Here is a 15,831-nt window from a genome sequence, read left to right as displayed (position 1 = left end):
CCGCACCAGCGACGTCGCCAGGAGCAGAATTCCATGCGGCGGACCTGCGCCGCTGCGTACGTTCGCCGCATGGATCTCGTCGAAGTGCTCCCTCAACTGCACATGTTCCGCTTCCGCATCGGCCAGGCGTACCTCTGGCGCGACGGCACGGACGACCTCACGCTGATCGACGCGGGAGACATCGACGCGGCGCCCGCCATCGAGAACGCGGTACGCGGCCTCGGCCTCGACCCGTCGGACATCAACCGGATCGTCGTCACCCACGGCCACCGCGACCACTACGGCGCCGCCCAGGAGCTCGCGGACCGGCACGGCGCCGACATCCTGGCCCACGGTCTCGACGCCCCCGTGATCCGGGGCGAGCAACCGGTGCCCCATCCCGTACTCCTGGACCGGGAACGCCCGTTGTACGAGCACGGGCTGACCGTCCCGGTCGCTCCGCCCACCCGGGTCGACCGCGAGCTGGCGGACGGCGACGGGCTACCGTTCGGCGGCGGTGCCCGGGTCGTCCACTCCCCCGGCCACACGCAGGGCTCCATCGGTATCCATCTCCCCCGCCACGGTGTGCTGTTCACCGGTGACTGCGTGGCCGCCGTGGACCAGGTGATGCCGGGTGTCCTCAACACCGACCGCGCGCAGGCCCTGGCCTCGTTCCGGCGGCTGGCCTCGCTCGCCCCGTCCACCGTCTGCTTCGGCCACGGCGACCCGCTCACCGCCGGCGGCCGTCCTGCGGGCAGCCGCCGACCGGGACTCGGCCGCCGGCTGACGGCAGAGGGCCGCCAGTCAGCCCACCGGTACTCCGGCCTCCAGATTGAGCACCGTGTTCCGCTCGCGGGCCCGCAGCGCCCACCGCAGCCGTTCGTAGCGCAGGGGCGGCAGCAGGGAAGCCGCTTCCTCCTCGGTGACGAAGCGCCAGTCGCGCAGTTCGTCACCGGGCAGCACCAGTCGGCCGGCGGTCTCCGCGCGCAGCAGTCCGCCGTCGAAGAGGAAGCGCAGTCCGCCGTAGCCGGGCGGCCGGGGTGCCTCCCAGTCGACGAGCAGAAGCTTCGGTACGGCGTCGAGGCGCAGCCCTATCTCCTCGGCGACCTCCCGGATTCCGGCCTGCGCCGGCGCCTCACCCGCTTCGACGACACCGCCGGGGAATTCCCAGCCCGGCTTGTAGGTCGGGTCGACGAGCAGGACCCGGTCCTCCTCGTCGAAGAGCAGAACTCCTGCGGCAACCGTCTCCCCGGCGGGTTCCGGGGTCTGCACGATCTCGCACTCGCGGGCCGCCCCGGTGCGCACGGCGTCGGCTATGCGCTCGGCCGTCTCCTGCGGGGTGAGGGCGCTGGTGTCGATCGTGTGGGCGTCCGCCGTGATCCAGCCGAGGGCCGCCCGGTAGGGCTCGATGTGGTCCAGGGACCGCCCCTGGAACCGCTCTCCGCGCTCGGGGTCGTCCGCGCATCCCTCCTGCCCGGCGATACGGGCACGCAGGATCGTTTCCTCAGGTGAGAGCAGTACATGGCGCACAGGAATCCGCCGGGCGGCGAGTCCTCCGAAGATCTCGTCGCGGTACTCCTGCCTCAGCAGCGTCATCGGCACGACCAGCACCCCGGGGAGTTCCGCGAGGAGCGCGGCCGCCGTGTCCACCACGAGACGCCGCCAGATCGGCAGGTCCTGGAAATCGGTCACCTCGGCGAGCTTCTTCTGCGGCAGCAGGTGCGTCAGCCCCTCACCGGTCAGCTCGGGGTCGTACAGCGTGCTGTTCGGGATCAGATCGATCAGTCCGCACGCGGCGCTCGTCTTGCCCACGCCGAACGCACCGTTGATCCAGACGATCACGGTTCCCCCTCTTCCGTAGCCCCCTGTGGCTTGCCCGCAACACCCTGCCGCGGAAACCCCGCTGAGGCGACACCGTTGCGGCGACCGGACCGGCGGACCCCTCGGAGGGCGCCCCACTGTACGAGTTCGCGCGCCCCGCGCCGGTGCCCACGGCCGTAACGAGACCGGCCGGAGGTCGTTGGAGCCTTCATCGACAGGGACCACGAGGGGGTCGCGTCATGCGTCGGACAGTGCTTGAGCAGTTTCCCGCAGGCGGTCCGCGGGGCAGCTTGCCCGCGGAGGAGTTCGCCGAGGCCCGGCGGGGGGAGGGCGTGGCGGCCGAAGTGGTGATGGACCTGCAGCGGGACGCCTTCCTGGTGATCGTGCCGCAGCAGGCGACGGACCGGGGCCGCTGAGCGGGCCCCCGGCAACCGGCAGAGCCCCAGGGGCGCCCGGCCTGACGAACCGGGCACCCCTGGAAGACGCGCGGACGGCCGCTACCGAAGCGCTCCGGCCGGAACACCCTTCGCCCCGGCCCCGGCACCCGCCCCGGTTCCCCACACCCCGGACGTCCACGCCGCGGCGGCCGCGCCCACCAGCCCGGCGTCGGTGCCCATCACCGCGGGCGCCACCCTGAGCTGCTGGACGAAGGAGAGCGTGGCGTAGTCGCGCAGGAACCGTCGCAGCGGCGCGAAGAGAACCTCGCCCGCGCCTGCCACTCCCCCGCCGATCACCGCGATGTCGATCTCGGCCAGCGTCGCGGTGGCCGCGATTCCGGCGGCCAGCGCCTGCGCGGCCCGCTCGTACGAGGCGATGGCCACCAGGTCCCCGGCGCGGGCCGAGGCGGCCACGGACGCGGCGGTGGAGTCACCGTCCGGACCGGGCAGCCAGCCGCCGTCGAGGGCGCGGCGCGCGATGTTCGGACCGCTCGCGATGCGCTCGACACAGCCCCGTGCCCCGCACGGGCAGAGGTCACCGTCGAGGTCCACACAGATATGGCCGATGTGACCGGCGTTGCCTGTGGGGCCAGGGTGCAGCTTCCCGCCGAGCACCAGGCCGCCACCGACGCCGGTGGAGACGACCAGGCAGAGCGCGTTGTCGTACCCCCGGGCGGCGCCGAGCCAGTGCTCGGCCGCCGTCATCGCGACTCCGTCACCGATCAGCACGACGGGCAGCCCGCCGGTCGCCTCGGTCACCCGGTCCACCAGGGGGAAACCGCGCCAGCCCGGGACGTTGACCGGGCTGACCGTGCCGGCCGAGGCGTCCACGGGGCCCGCGCTGCCGATCCCCATGGCGCCGGCCCGCGCCCACAGCGAGGACGCCCGCAGCTCCGCCAGGACGTCACCGACCGCTCCCATCACCGCCTCAGCTCCGTCGCGGGCGGGCGTGGGACGCTGCGCCCGTACGAGGAGGGCGCCGTCACCGTCCACCAACGCGCCGGCGATCTTGGTGCCGCCGATGTCGAGCGCGGCGACGAGGTCGGTATGCATCGGTGTGGGCTCTCCGGATGGTGAAGGGGGTGGACCTGCGGGGTCAGCCAGTAGTCTGCACAGTCTCTATTCAGCTGACAACGTTGTCCAGGGCCTATGCTCGACGCCACAGCCTCCGGGCCCCCGCTCCCGTATTGCCCGCGCGGCCCGCCGGACACCTCCCGGACCCCTCCCGTACGCGACGACAGGACAGCGCACCGTGGCCGAGACCGCCCGTCATCCCGAGAACCGCTACGGCAACCGGCCGACCATGAAAGATGTGGCAGCCCGCGCCGGAGTGGGCCTCAAGACGGTCTCCCGGGTGGTGAACAGCGAGGCCGGCGTCACACCCGACACCGAACGCCGTGTCCAGGAGGCGATCGACGCGCTCGGGTTTCGCCGTAACGACAGCGCGCGCGTCCTGCGCAAGGGCCGTACCGCCTCCATCGGACTCGTCCTGGAGGACCTGGCAGACCCGTTCTACGGGCCGTTGAGCCGCGCAGTCGAAGAGGTCGCCCGTGCCCACGGCGCGCTCCTGATCAACGGTTCGAGCGCCGAGGACCCCGACCGCGAGCAGGAGCTGGTCCTCGCCCTGTGCGCCCGTCGGGTGGACGGCCTGATCGTGATCCCGGCGGGTGACGACCACCGCTATCTGGAGCCGGAGATAAAAGCGGGCATCGCCACCGTCTTCGTGGACCGTCCGGCCGGGCTGATAGACGCCGACATCGTCCTCTCGGACAGTTTCGGCGGTGCGCGCGAGGGCGTGGCCCATCTGATCGCGCACGGCCACCGCAGGATCGGCTTCATCGGTGACCAGCCGCGCATCCACACGGCGACCGAGCGGTTGCGCGGCTACCACGCGGCCATGACCGACGCCGGGATCACGGTGGAGGACGCCTGGGTCTCCCTCGGCTCGACCGACCCGGACCGGGTCCGGGCGGCGGCCGAGGCCATGCTCTCGGGACCCGAACCGGTCACCGCCCTGTTCGCGGGCAACAACCGTGTGACGGTGACGGCGGTACGTGTTCTCGCGGAACGTGAACGCCCCGTCGCCCTGGTCGGGTTCGACGACATCGAGCTGGCCGACCTGCTCGGCATCACTGTCATCTCCCAGGACGCCGCCGCCGTCGGCCGGACGGCGGCCGAGCACCTCTTCCGACGCCTCGACGGCGCCGACCACGCACCGGCCCGCGTCGAACTCCCGACGACGCTCGTCCCGCGCGGCTCCGGCGAACTGCCGCCCGCCTGACGGCCCCGCCCCCGCTCACCCGGTGCCGGCGTGCGAGGACGCCGACGCGCGAGGACGGCGGCGACGCGCTACGGGGCCGTGACCGTCAGGCTGCCCCGGCGGGGCGAGGAGAAGGCGTCGAGGTCGGCGCGGGTGAGCCCGGTGAGGCGGGCGACCTCCGCAGTGTCGAGCGCTCCGCAGTCGATGCCGCGCAGCAGATAGCCGCTGAGGGCCTTCGCCGTGGCGGGTTCGTCCATGACGTCTCCGCCGGCCTTGGCCACGTAGGCGGCGAGGCGGGCGGCCGCCGGCTCCAGTCCTTCGCGGTAGAAGGCGTAGACGGCCGCGTAACGGGTCGGGAGGTGGCCCGGGTGCATGTCCCAGCCCTGGTAGTACGCGCGGGCCAGGGCGCGGCGGGTGAGGCCGTAGTGGAGGCGCCAGGCTTCGTGGACCTGGTGGGTGGGGCCGACGGGCAGCACGTTCGTCGAGCCGTCGCAGACCCGTACGCCGGTACCCGCGGCGGCCACCTGCATGACGGCCTTGGCGTGGTCGGCGGCCGGATGGTCGCTGGCCTGGTACGCGGCGCTGACGCCGACGCAGGCGCTGTAGTCGAAGGTCCCGTAGTGCAGGCCCGTCGCCCGGCCGCGCGCGGCGTCGATCATGCGGGCGACCGCGGCGGTGCCGTCGGCGGCGAGGATCGACTGGCTGGTCTCGATCTGGATCTCGAAGCCGAGCCGTCCCGACGGGAGTCCGTGCGCGGTCTCGAAGGCTTCGAGGAGCTGGACGAAGGCCGTGACCTGCTCCGGGTACGTCACCTTCGGCAGTGTGAGTACGAGCCCGTCCGGGAGGCCCCCGGCCTGCATCAGACCGGTGAGGAAGACGTCGGTCGTGCGGATGCCCCGGTCGCGCACGGCGGCTTCCATGCACTTCATCCGGATGCCCATGTACGGGGCCGCGCTGCCGTTCCCGTACGCCTCGGAGATCAGCCGCGCGGCGCGGGCGGCGGCCTCGTCCTCCTCGGCGTCGGAGCGGGGGCCGTAGCCGTCCTCGAAGTCGATGCGCAGGTCCTCGATCGGTTCGCGCTCCAGCTTGGCGCGTACGCGGTCGTGAACAGGGCCCGCGAGGTCGGCCGGGATGCCGAGCACCCGGGCCAGGGCTTCCCCGTCGGGTGCGTGCTCGTCGAGGGCCTTGAGCGCCTGGTCGCCCCAGGAGCGGATGGTGTCGGGGGTGAAGGCGTCCCCGGGGACGTACACGGTGTGGACGGGCTGGCGAGTCCCGGGGTCTCCCGGGTAGCGGCGGGCGAGTTCCGCGTCCACCGGCGCCAGAGAGGCACTGATGCTCGCGCTGACCTCGCCGGCGAGGCTCGTCGCCACCTTCTCCTGCTGGCCCATTCGCACACCCTCCAGACGCCCACTGTTTCCGCTTCCCGGAATCAGCAATCCACATAGCGAAGTTAGTAGGCGGTCGCGACCTGCGTCAATGGTTGCCCGAAAGCGGCCGGGGCCGCGCGGTGAGATCACCGCGCGGCCCCGGACCTTGGGAACTTCTCCTGCTCAGCCCTTGCGGGTGTGTACTTCTTCGGTGAGTTGGGGGACGACGGTGAAGAGGTCTCCGACGACGCCGTAGTCGACGAGGTCGAAGATGGGGGCTTCGGCGTCCTTGTTGATCGCGACGATGGTCTTGGAGGTCTGCATCCCGGCCCGGTGCTGGATCGCGCCGGAGATTCCGGAGGCGATGTAGAGCTGGGGCGAGACGGACTTGCCGGTCTGGCCGACCTGGTTGGTGTGGGGGTACCAGCCGGCGTCGACCGCGGCCCGGGAAGCACCGACCGCGGCACCCAGGGAGTCGGCGAGCGCTTCGATGACCGCGAAGTTCTCCGCACCGTTCACACCGCGCCCGCCGGACACGACGATCGCGGCCTCGGTGAGCTCGGGGCGGCCGGTGGACTCCCGCGGGGTCCGCGACACGATCTTCGTGCCCGTGGACAGGGCGGTGAACGTCACCGGCAGCACCTCGTGGACACCGGCCGCCGCAGCGGCCTCCACCGGGGCCGAGTTCGGCTTGACCGTGATGACCGGGACCCCCTTGGAGACCCGGGACTTCGTGGTGAACGACGCGGCGAACGCGGCCTGCGTCGCGACGGGCCCCTGGTCACCCGCTTCGAGATCGACCGCGTCGGTGATCAGACCCGACCCCGTACGGACCGCGAGACGAGCCGCGATCTCCTTGCCCTCCGCCGAGGACGGCACCAGCACCGCAACCGGCGACACCGCCTGGAACGCGGCGTGCAGGGCATCGACCTTCGGAACCACCAGATACTGCGAGAACTCCGGCGCCTGAACGCTCAGAACCCTCACCGCACCATGCTCGGCCAGCACCGCGGCAGTCGCCTCGGCACCCTCACCCAACACGAGCGCGACCGGGTCACCGATACGACGGGCCAGCGTCAAAAGCTCCAGCGTGGGCTTACGGACAGCACCATCGACATGATCGACATAGACGAGGACTTCAGCCATGAGACTTCACTTCTCCTGCGTGAAAGATGAGAGAGGGAGGCGATACGACAGGGCGGACCTAGATGAACTTCTGACCCACGAGGAACTCGGCGAGCTGCTTACCGCCCTCACCCTCGTCCTTCACGATCGTGCCCGCCGTACGCGCCGGACGCTGCGCCACCGAGTCCACGGCCGTCCACGCACCCGCCAGACCCACCTCGTCCGCCTCGACACCCAGATCATCCAGATCCCAGGACTCCACCGGCTTCTTCTTCGCCGCCATGATCCCCTTGAACGACGGATAACGCGCCTCACCCGACTGGTCGGTCACCGACACCACCGCCGGAAGCGAAGCCTCCACCCGCTCCGAAGCCGTGTCACCGTCACGACGGCCCGACACCACACCGCCCTGGACACCCACCTCGGACAGCAACGTCACCTGCGGCACACCCAGACGCTCCGCGAGAACCGCCGGAAGCACACCCATCGTGCCGTCCGTCGACGCCATCCCCGCGATCACCAGATCGAACCCGGCCTTCTCGACCGCCTTCGCCAGCACCAGCGACGTCCCCATCACATCACTGCCATGCAGAGAGTCATCCTCCACATGCACCGCCCGGTCCGCACCCATCGACAACGCCTTACGCAACGCGTCCTTCGCATCCTCAGGACCCACCGTCACCACCGTGACCTCGGCACCATCCGCCTCGCCCGCGATCTGCAGCGCCTGCTCCACCGCATACTCATCCAGCTCAGACAACAGACCGTCCACATCCTCACGATCCACCGTCAAGTCATCAGCGAAATGCCGATCACCAGTCGCGTCGGGCACATACTTCACACAGACAACGATCCTCAAGCTCACGCCGGCTCTCCTAGCTGATGCGTCATTTCCGGGCTGCCTTGTTGTTCGCAGCATAGGCGCCTGATGGGGCGGTTTCCGGTCGTAGCGACCGATGCTCCGACCTGAATATTACTCATCAGTACACCGAGTGCCCCACTCATAAGCAAGCGCTTGGACTGTGATCTGGCCAACGCACCGGAGCCATGCCGCATCCGGGCGGGATCAGTCGCGCAGCGCCGTGAAACGGCCCTGGTGGTAGACGAGCGGCCGGCCACCACCGGCCGGATCGCCGGCCACGGCCTGAGCGATGACGATGCGATGGTCCCCCGCCGGGACCCGTGCCACGACACGGCACACCAGCCAGGCGAGGACTCCGCCCAGCACCGGGACACCTTCCGGTCCGCTACGCCAGTCGGTGGCCGGACCGAACCGGTCGGCGCCGCTGCGTGCGAACGTGGCGGCCAGTTCCCGCTGGTCCTCCCCGAGTACGTGGACGCCGATGTGCTCCGCCCGGGCGATGACCGGCCAGCTGGAGGAGGAGGTCCCCACACCGAAGGAGATCAGCGGCGGCTCCGCGGCGACCGAGTTGAGGGAGGTCGCGGTGAATCCGACCGGGGCCTCACCGGCCGCGGTGATCACCGCCACGCCTGCGGCATGCTGCCGGAAGACGGAACGGAGAAGATCGGGAGAGGCCGTCCGGGGGCTGTCGAGCTCGGGCGAAGCCGTCATGGAACTGTCCTTCCGCTGTGAGTGCCGGGGCAGTGGGTGCTCAGACACCCGGACAGCGCGCACTGGCGTTGCGGGCCAGGTCGACATGGACCCGGCCGTGGAGAAGGATTTCCGGCGGCATAACGTCAGAGTGACGATGCGTGACGGGTGCAGTCAAGCTCGTTCCGCGATGTGGGAGATGCATCACGGTCCGTCACATGGCCTGTCCCAGTGCCGCGACGACATCGACCGTGCGCGGCTGCCCAGCGGCACGGCGTACGATCCTGCCGTCCGCGTCCAGCACCAGGACCGTCGGAGTCTTCGTGATGTTCAGGTGGCGCACCAGAGTGAGATGTGCCTCCGCGTCGATTTCGACGTGCGCGACGCCCTCGACCATCCCGGCCACCTCCACGAGGGTTCTGCGGGTGGCCCGGCAGGGCTGGCAGAAGGCGCTGGAGAACTGTACGAGTGTGGCCCGCTCCCCCAATTCCACGCCGAGTCGGGATGCGTCGAGCCTGTCGGCAGGTGTCTGCCCGTCCACGGTCGGCCTCCTGTCAGAGCTCATCGCAAAGGGTCAGCACCCAACGGCCACGAGACATTCCCGGAGGTACCACGTGATGAGAATCTCGCGCCCCGTCCCCGCCGGGGCTGGCCACGGCGTCGCGCATGGGGCACGATCGGCCCAATGCCGAAAACCTACGGCTGCGTAACTTCCGCCGGGAGAACCTCCCCAGGCACTGAAGAAGGGTCTTCTCCAGATGGCAGAACTCGTCTATCGGCCGGTCATCGGCGCCGCTCGCACCCTGTTCAAGGCGCTCGACCTGAAGATCGACACTCAGGGTTCGGAGAACATCCCGAAAACCGGCGGTGCGGTTCTGGTCAGCAACCACATCAGCTACCTGGACTTCATCTTCACCGGCCTCGGCGCACTGCCGCAGAAGCGGCTGGTCCGCTTCATGGCAAAGGAATCGGTCTTCCGGCACAAGATCTCCGGACCGTTGATGCGGGGGATGAAGCACATCCCCGTCGACCGCGATCAGGGTGAGGACGCCTACGCGCACGCGCTCGCGTCGCTCAGGTCCGGCGAGATCGTCGGGGTGTTCCCCGAGGCGACGATCTCGCAGTCGTTCACGCTGAAGAGCTTCAAGTCGGGTGCGGCCCGCCTGGCCCAGGAGGCCGGCGTACCGCTGATCCCGATGGCGCTGTGGGGCACCCAGCGGATCTGGACGAAGGGACGGCCGCGCAACTTCGGGCGCAGCCACATCCCGGTCACCATCCGGGTGGGCGAGCCGATGGAGGCCCCGGCCGACCAGTACGCCGGTGCGATCACCCGGCGGCTGCGTGACCGGGTGCAGGAGCTCCTGGAAGCCGCCCAGCGCTCCTATCCCGTGCGCCCCAAGGACGCCGCTGACACCTGGTGGGTCCCGGCCCATCTCGGCGGCACGGCCCCGACGCCCGCAGAGGTCCGCGAGAAGGGCTGACCTGACTGCCCCGGCAAACGATTCGGCGAGTCCGGTGCCCGCGGCACCGGACTCGCCGATCGTCAGGGGGGGGCATACGGAAACGGCCGACCGGAAGCGCATGACTTCCCGGTCGGCCGCGTCAGCCGTACGTACGCGAAGGCTACTTCGCCATTTCTTCCTTCAGCGCCTGCACGAAGGCATCGACGTCCTCTTCCTGCGTGTCGAAGGCGCACATCCAGCGCACGTCCCCCGCCGACTCGTCCCAGAAGTAGAAACGGAAGCGCTTCTGCAGCCGTTCGCTCACCGCGTGCGGCAGCCGCGCGAACACGGCGTTGGCCTGGACGGGGTGCAGGATCTCCACACCGTCCACGCCGCGGACCCCTTCGGCGAGCCGCTGGGCCATGGCGTTGGCGTGGCGGGCGTTGCGCAGCCACAGGTCGCGCGACAGCAGCGCCTCCAGCTGGACCGACACGAACCGCATCTTCGAGGCGAGCTGCATGGACAGCTTGCGCAGGTGCTTCATGGCACGGACCGCGTCCGGGTTCAGGACGATGACCGCCTCGCCGAAAAGCGCGCCGTTCTTCGTCCCGCCGAAGGACAGGACGTCGACGCCGACCGTGTTGGTGAACGTACGCATCGGTACGTCCAGTGACGCGGCGGCGTTGGCTATCCGGGCCCCGTCGAGGTGCACCTTCATCCCGTGCCCGTGGGCGTGGTCGCAGATGGCGCTGATCTCGTCGGGGGTGTAGACGGTACCCAGCTCGGTGTTCTGGGTGATCGACACGACCTGCGGCATCGCACGGTGCTCGTCGTCCCAGCCGTACGCCTGGCGGTCGATGAGCTCGGGCGTGAGCTTTCCGTCGGGCGTCGGCACGGTGAGCAGCTTCAGGCCGCCCATCCGTTCCGGCGCGCCGCCCTCGTCCACGTTGATGTGCGCGGACTCGGCGCAGATCACGGCGCCCCAGCGGTCGGTCAGTGCCTGGAGGGCGAGAACGTTGGCGCCGGTGCCGTTGAAGACCGGGAAGGCCTCAGAACCGGACCCGAAGTGACTGTGCACGACACGCTGGAGGTGCTCGGTGTAGTCGTCCTCGCCGTAGGCGACCTGGTGGCCGCCGTTGGCGAGGGCGAGGGCCGCGAGGATCTCCGGATGCGCGCCCGCGTAGTTGTCACTGGCGAAGCCGCGTACCTGCGGATCGTGATGACGGCGCGCGTCGGTCTTTACGGTTGCGGGGTCAGCCACAGGCGTTTTCCGTTCACTTCTCCGGCGGGCATGTCCCAGACGCCGGCGATGGCCTCGGCCAGCTCCTTGACGTCGGTGAAGCCCGCGAACTTCGCGTTCGGGCGCTCGGCGCGCATCGCGTCGTGCACCAGTGCCTTGACGACCAGGATCGCAGCCGCGGTCTTCGGTCCCTCGTCGCCCCCCGCCTTGCGGAAGGCGTCGGCCAGGGCGAGTGTCCAGGCCTCGGCCGCCGCCTTGGAGGCGGAGTAGGCGGCGTTGCCCGCGGTGGGCGCGCTCGCTCCCGCGGCGCTGATGAGCAGATAGCGTCCCCGGTCGCTGCGCTGGAGAGCCTGCTGGAAGGCGAGCGAGGTGGACTGGACCGTACGGATCAGCAGCTTCTCCAGCAGATCCCAGTCGGCGAGGTCCGTCTCGGCGAAGGTACGGCTGCCGCGCCAGCCGCCGACGAGGTGCACCAGGCCGTCGACGCGGCCGAATTCCTTCTCCGTCCTCTCCGCCCAGTCCCGGGCGGCTGCCAGGTCGAGCAGATCGACGGTGTCTCCGGTGACGGTCGCGCCGCCGTGCGCGTAGCGGGCGGCGTCGACGGCCTCGGCGAGGCGCTCGGGGTTGGCGTCGGAGGCGACGATGGTCGCCCCGGCCTCGGCGAGCCTCATCAGGGTGGCCCGGCCGGCCGGGCCCGCGGCTCCTGCCACGGCGATGACCGCGCCCTCGAGCGCACCCCCGCCGCCGTTACCCGTCGTTCCGGTCATGGACTCCGCCTCCTCGGGACGAGCGCTCACGCGGCTGCCTGCTCGGCATCGGCTGCGGTGATCCCCTTGGTGGAGGCGATCACGTTCTTCAGCTTCTTGGAGAGTGCTTCATAGAACATGCTCAGGGGAAACTCGTCCGCAAGCACGTCGTCGACGAGCTTGCGCGGCGGCTGGGTCAGGTCCAGCGCGTCCGGTCCCTTGGCCCAGCGGGAGCCGGGGTGCGGGGCGAGGTAGGTCGCGACCAGGTCGTACGCGGCGAACCAGTGGACCAGCTTGGGGCGGTCGATGCCGTCCCGGTAGAGCGTCTCGATCTCGGCGCAGAGCTGGTTGGTGACCTGCGGTGCCCGCTCCCAGTCGATCTTCAGCGTGTTGTCCGTCCAGCGCAGCACGTCGTGCTTGTGCAGGTACGCGAAGAGGAGCTGGCCGCCGAGGCCGTCGTAGTTGCGGTTGCGGTCGCCGCTGACCGGGAAGCGGAACATCCGGTCGAACAGCACCGCGAACTGCACGTCGCGGCCGTGGGCGTTGCCCTCGGCTTCGAGTTTCACGGCCTCCTTGAAGGCGGTGAGGTCGCAGCGCAGCTCTTCCAGGCCGTACATCCAGAACGGCTGGCGCTGCTTGATCATGAAGGGGTCGAACGGCAGGTCGCCGTGGCTGTGGGTGCGGTCGTGGACCATGTCCCAGAGGACGAACGCCTGCTCGCAGCGTGCCTGGTCACCGATCATCTCGCGGACGTCCTGGGGCAGTTCGACGCCCAGGATGTCGACGGACGCCTCGCTCACCCGGCGGAAGCGGGCGGCCTCGCGGTCGCAGAAGATGCCGCCCCAGCTGAAGCGCTCGGGGGCCTCGCGCACGGCGATGGTCTCGGGGAAGAGGACCGCAGAGTGGGTGTCGTAACCCGAGGTGAAGTCCTCGAAGGTGATGCCGCAGAAGAGCGGGTTGTCGTAGCGCGTGGCTTCGAGGTCGGCCAGCCAATCGGGCCAGACCATCCGCAGCACGACCGCTTCGAGGTTGCGGTCCGGGTTGCCGTTCTGTGTGTACATCGCGAAGACGACCAGGTGCTGGAGGCCGTCGGCGCGGTTCCTGGCCGGCTGGAAGGCCAGCAGCGAGTCGAGGAAGTCCGGAACCCCGAAGCCCTCCGCGGCCCACCGGCGCAGGTCCGCGCCGAGGGCGCGGTGGTACGCGGCGTCGTGCGGAAGCAGCGGGGAGAGCTCGTCGATCGCGGTGACCACACGGTCGATCGCCGCCGCGGCGGTCGTGGGCGACGGCGCGTGCTCGGCGCCGAAGTCGATCGAACCGTCCTTCGACTGCCAGGGACGGATCTCCTCCACGGCGTTCTTGAGCGCGGGCCAGGCAGAGTGCTCGACCACCCGCGGGGCAGTCGCTATGGCGCCGTCGGCGACGTCGTGCACAAGAATTTCCGTCATAACACTTCCTTCACGGGAGAACCTCGCGTAACGCCACCGTATCCGTGTGCGGTCACTTCGGACAAGTGGAGCCCAGAAGATTATCCTGCCGGACCCCTGGGGTGACCGTTATTTTTCCTGTGACACGCCATGGAGGCGCAGGTTCCGTCGGCTTTTCTGGAGCCCCGGGGGCAGCGAGCGTCACCGCGCAACTCCCGTGCGCACGGCCGGTCCGCCCGGCGGCCACGGGCCATTAGGCTCCGCACTGCCGTAGTGCCGCAGTGCCGCGTGGGTAGGAGCCGCACGCGGGGAGTCTTCGACGGAAGCGAGAGTGCCTTGACTTTTCTCACCCTCGGTCATCGTGGGGTCATGGGTGTCGAACCGGAGAACACCCTGCGGTCCTTCGCCCGCGCGGAGCAGGCCGGCATGGACGCCATCGAGCTCGACCTCCATCTGAGCAAGGACGGTGCGCTCGCCGTCATGCACGACGCCGCCGTGGACCGCACGACCGACGGCAGGGGGCTGATCGCCGAGAAGACACTGACCGAGCTGCGTGAGCTCGATGCCGGGCTGGGTGAGCGCGTGCCGGTCTTCGAGGAGGTGCTCGACGCCGTCGAGGCGCCGCTCCAGGCCGAGATCAAGGACGTCGCCGCGGCGCGGGCGCTCGCGGAGGTGATGCTCCGGCGCGACCTCGTCGGACGGGTCGAGGTCTCGTCGTTCCACGACGCGGCGGTCGCCGAGATCGCACAGCTCGTCCCGGGCGTCCGGACGGTGCTCATCGCGAGCCGCTGGGGCGGCGACGTGGTGGAGCGGGCGAAGGCGGTGGGCGCGGCGACGCTCGCGCTGAATATCCGCCGCCTCACGCTGGAAACCGTCGAGCAGGCGCACGGCGAGAGCCTGAAGGTGATCGGCTGGGTGGTGAACACCCAGGATCAGCTGCGCTTGGTACGCGCCCTCGGCCTCGACGGCGCGACGACCGACTTCCCGGACATCCGCCGCACGGGCCGCTTCACGGCGTAGGACCTGCCGTCCTGATCAGGGGCCGCCCGGATCAGGGGGTGGGGAGCTCCTTGATCAGCAGCTCGAACGCGAGATCGTCGCGCTGCGGGACGCCGAAGCGCTCGTCGCCGTACGGGAAGGGGGTCAGCTTTCCCGTACGGCGGTAGCCGCGGCGCTCGTACCAGGCGATCAGCTCCGCGCGGACGGAGATCACCGTCATGTGCATCTCCCGCACGCCCCAGCCCGCCACGACCGTGCGCTCGGCCTCGGCGATGATCACCTTGCCGAGGCCCGCTCCCTGAAGTTCCGGCTGTACGGCGAACATCCCGAAGTACGCCGCGTCGCCCCGGTGTTCGAGCTGGCAGCAGGCGACCGGGGTGCCGTCGCGTTCGACCACGAGCAGGCGGCCCGATTCCGCCGTGACGACCTCACGCACGCCCTCCGCGTCGGTCCGCTGCCCCTGGAGGATGTCGGCCTCGGTGGTCCACCCGGCCCGGCTGGAGTCACCGCGATAGGCGGATTCGATGAGCCGCACCAGCACGGGCACGTCGCCCTCGGTCGCGTCGCGGAAGGTGAGCTGTCCGGTGTCCGGTATCGAGGCCGTGTCCATGGTGATGCTCCCGTTTCTGTGCTGCCGGCTTCTGCCCTGCCGACGGTGCGGCACGAGACTAACCCGGCCGGACCGCCCCCAGTAGGCCCGCCCGCGCTCCCCCGCACCTCAATGCGCCGGGTACGGAAGGGCGGAAGGCGGGCATCGATGGGACGACATGGGTGTCGTACGCCTGAGGGGGAGGTGCGCCGTGCACGGACCGGCGCTGTCCGGCTGGCTGCTCATGGTGTTGTGCGGAGTGGCGGGGGGCTACTGCCTGTCGCGTGCGCGCCGGGAAACGGGGGAGGAACGCAGAGCGGCGCGCGCGGAGGCGGTGATGGGCTTCGGAATGGCCGCGATGGCGGTGCCCGCTGTCCTGTTCACCCCGCCGGCCTGGGCCGGGGCCGGGTACGCGGCGCTGTTCGGCACTGCGGCGCTGCGCGCCCTCTGGTTCCTGAGGAGCGGCGGGCGTCATCCGCAGCAGCATCTGCACCACCTGCACCATCTCGTCGGTTCCCTGGCGATGGTCTACATGGCGGTGGTGATGGCGCCCGGTGCGGACGGTGGCGGGCACGCCGGCCACGGCGCCGCCGCGTCCGCGGGGGGTGTCCCCCTGCTGACCGGGGTGCTCCTCGTGTACTACGCGTTCTACGTACTCGTCTCGGCGGGCCGGCTGATCCCGGTGACGGCCGCCTCCGGGGCCGCGGGGGTGGCCGGGAGCGGGGGCGCCCGGCCGGAGCTCACGCCGGCCTGCCGGCTGACGATGGGCATAGCCATGTTCGCGATGCTTCTCACCCTGTGAGACGGAGCGCCCGTCGGGCCGTGGCGTACGTCACTTGGTGGGCGCAGC

16 protein-coding genes and 1 pseudogene are annotated in these 15,831 nt (G+C 70.3%); 6 read left to right on the top strand and 11 right to left on the bottom strand.

Features of this window, described 5'->3' with window-relative positions:
- Positions 1-69: 69 nt before the first annotated feature.
- Positions 70-718: pseudogene (locus tag F0344_RS32555) on the top strand (MBL fold metallo-hydrolase); the annotation flags it as partial.
- A 65-nt stretch (positions 719-783) separates the two neighbouring features.
- Here F0344_RS32555 and F0344_RS32550 read toward each other — a convergent pair.
- The gene (locus tag F0344_RS32550; protein ID WP_185302181.1) at positions 784-1,821 is read right to left on the bottom strand and encodes an NUDIX domain-containing protein; all 1,038 of its coding nucleotides are present in this window, start codon (positions 1,819-1,821) and stop codon (positions 784-786) included.
- Positions 1,822-2,039: 218 nt separating this feature from the next.
- Between F0344_RS32550 and F0344_RS32545 the strand changes: the two genes are divergently transcribed.
- A complete protein-coding gene (locus F0344_RS32545; protein ID WP_185302180.1) occupies positions 2,040-2,216 on the top strand; it encodes a hypothetical protein in 177 nt (58 codons plus the stop codon).
- An 81-nt stretch (positions 2,217-2,297) separates the two neighbouring features.
- Here F0344_RS32545 and F0344_RS32540 read toward each other — a convergent pair whose 3' ends face one another.
- Positions 2,298-3,290 (bottom strand): ROK family protein, encoded by a 993-nt coding sequence (locus F0344_RS32540; RefSeq protein WP_185302179.1) that lies wholly within the window; start codon positions 3,288-3,290, stop codon positions 2,298-2,300.
- A gap of 199 nt (positions 3,291-3,489) precedes the next feature.
- Here F0344_RS32540 and F0344_RS32535 point away from each other — a divergent pair, with 199 nt between their 5' ends.
- On the top strand, positions 3,490-4,518 hold the full coding sequence (locus F0344_RS32535) for a LacI family DNA-binding transcriptional regulator (RefSeq protein ID WP_185302178.1): 1,029 nt from the start codon (positions 3,490-3,492) through the stop codon (positions 4,516-4,518).
- A gap of 68 nt (positions 4,519-4,586) precedes the next feature.
- On the opposite strand, the gene F0344_RS32530 is transcribed toward F0344_RS32535, so the two are convergent.
- From F0344_RS32530 to F0344_RS32510, 5 genes are all read right to left on the bottom strand, one after another.
- Positions 4,587-5,885 (bottom strand): DUF6986 family protein, encoded by a 1,299-nt coding sequence (locus F0344_RS32530; RefSeq protein WP_185302177.1) that lies wholly within the window; start codon positions 5,883-5,885, stop codon positions 4,587-4,589.
- 162 nt (positions 5,886-6,047) lie between these two features.
- Complete coding sequence (locus F0344_RS32525) at positions 6,048-7,010, bottom strand: electron transfer flavoprotein subunit alpha/FixB family protein (protein WP_185302139.1); 963 nt, start codon at positions 7,008-7,010, stop codon at positions 6,048-6,050.
- Positions 7,011-7,068: 58 nt separating this feature from the next.
- A complete protein-coding gene (locus F0344_RS32520; protein WP_185302140.1) occupies positions 7,069-7,854 on the bottom strand; it encodes an electron transfer flavoprotein subunit beta/FixA family protein in 786 nt (261 codons plus the stop codon).
- Between the two features lie 201 nt (positions 7,855-8,055).
- Positions 8,056-8,562: a flavin reductase family protein gene (locus F0344_RS32515; RefSeq protein WP_185302176.1), complete on the bottom strand. Its 507-nt coding sequence runs from the start codon at positions 8,560-8,562 to the stop codon at positions 8,056-8,058.
- A 193-nt stretch (positions 8,563-8,755) separates the two neighbouring features.
- Positions 8,756-9,082 (bottom strand): TlpA family protein disulfide reductase, encoded by a 327-nt coding sequence (locus tag F0344_RS32510; RefSeq protein ID WP_185302175.1) that lies wholly within the window; start codon positions 9,080-9,082, stop codon positions 8,756-8,758.
- A gap of 217 nt (positions 9,083-9,299) precedes the next feature.
- On the opposite strand from F0344_RS32510, the gene F0344_RS32505 reads away from it, so the two are divergent.
- The gene (locus F0344_RS32505; protein WP_185302174.1) at positions 9,300-10,022 is read left to right on the top strand and encodes a lysophospholipid acyltransferase family protein; all 723 of its coding nucleotides are present in this window, start codon (positions 9,300-9,302) and stop codon (positions 10,020-10,022) included.
- Positions 10,023-10,164: 142 nt separating this feature from the next.
- Here the strand turns inward: F0344_RS32505 and F0344_RS32500 are convergent, their stop codons facing one another.
- The 3 genes from F0344_RS32500 to F0344_RS32490 are packed head-to-tail and all read right to left on the bottom strand — an operon-like array spanning position 10,165 to position 13,414.
- Positions 10,165-11,244, bottom strand: a complete 1,080-nt coding sequence (locus F0344_RS32500; RefSeq protein WP_185302173.1) for a threonine aldolase family protein — start codon at positions 11,242-11,244, stop codon at positions 10,165-10,167.
- On the bottom strand, positions 11,223-11,990 hold the full coding sequence (locus tag F0344_RS32495; RefSeq protein ID WP_185302172.1) for an SDR family NAD(P)-dependent oxidoreductase: 768 nt from the start codon (positions 11,988-11,990) through the stop codon (positions 11,223-11,225). Before F0344_RS32495 ends, F0344_RS32500 begins: the two co-directional genes overlap by 22 nt.
- 26 nt (positions 11,991-12,016) lie before the next feature.
- Entirely contained in the window at positions 12,017-13,414 is a 1,398-nt protein-coding gene (locus F0344_RS32490; protein ID WP_185302171.1) for a DUF6421 family protein, read from the bottom strand.
- Between the two features lie 348 nt (positions 13,415-13,762).
- On the opposite strand from F0344_RS32490, the gene F0344_RS32485 reads away from it, so the two are divergent.
- Positions 13,763-14,413, top strand: a complete 651-nt coding sequence (locus tag F0344_RS32485) for a glycerophosphodiester phosphodiesterase (RefSeq protein WP_185302170.1) — start codon at positions 13,763-13,765, stop codon at positions 14,411-14,413.
- A 31-nt stretch (positions 14,414-14,444) separates the two neighbouring features.
- On the opposite strand, the gene F0344_RS32480 is transcribed toward F0344_RS32485, so the two are convergent.
- Positions 14,445-15,002, bottom strand: coding sequence for a GNAT family N-acetyltransferase (locus F0344_RS32480; RefSeq protein ID WP_185302169.1), 558 nt, complete (start codon positions 15,000-15,002; stop codon positions 14,445-14,447).
- Between the two features lie 190 nt (positions 15,003-15,192).
- On the opposite strand from F0344_RS32480, the gene F0344_RS32475 reads away from it, so the two are divergent.
- Complete coding sequence (locus F0344_RS32475; protein WP_185302168.1) at positions 15,193-15,783, top strand: DUF5134 domain-containing protein; 591 nt, start codon at positions 15,193-15,195, stop codon at positions 15,781-15,783.
- The last annotated feature ends 48 nt before the right edge of the window (positions 15,784-15,831 follow it).

Origin of the sequence: Streptomyces finlayi, assembly GCF_014216315.1 — a bacterium.
GTDB lineage: Bacteria > Actinomycetota > Actinomycetes > Streptomycetales > Streptomycetaceae > Streptomyces > Streptomyces finlayi_A.
The sequence above is the reverse complement of the archived record's forward strand: the minus strand, read 5'-3'. Positions and strand labels throughout refer to the sequence as shown.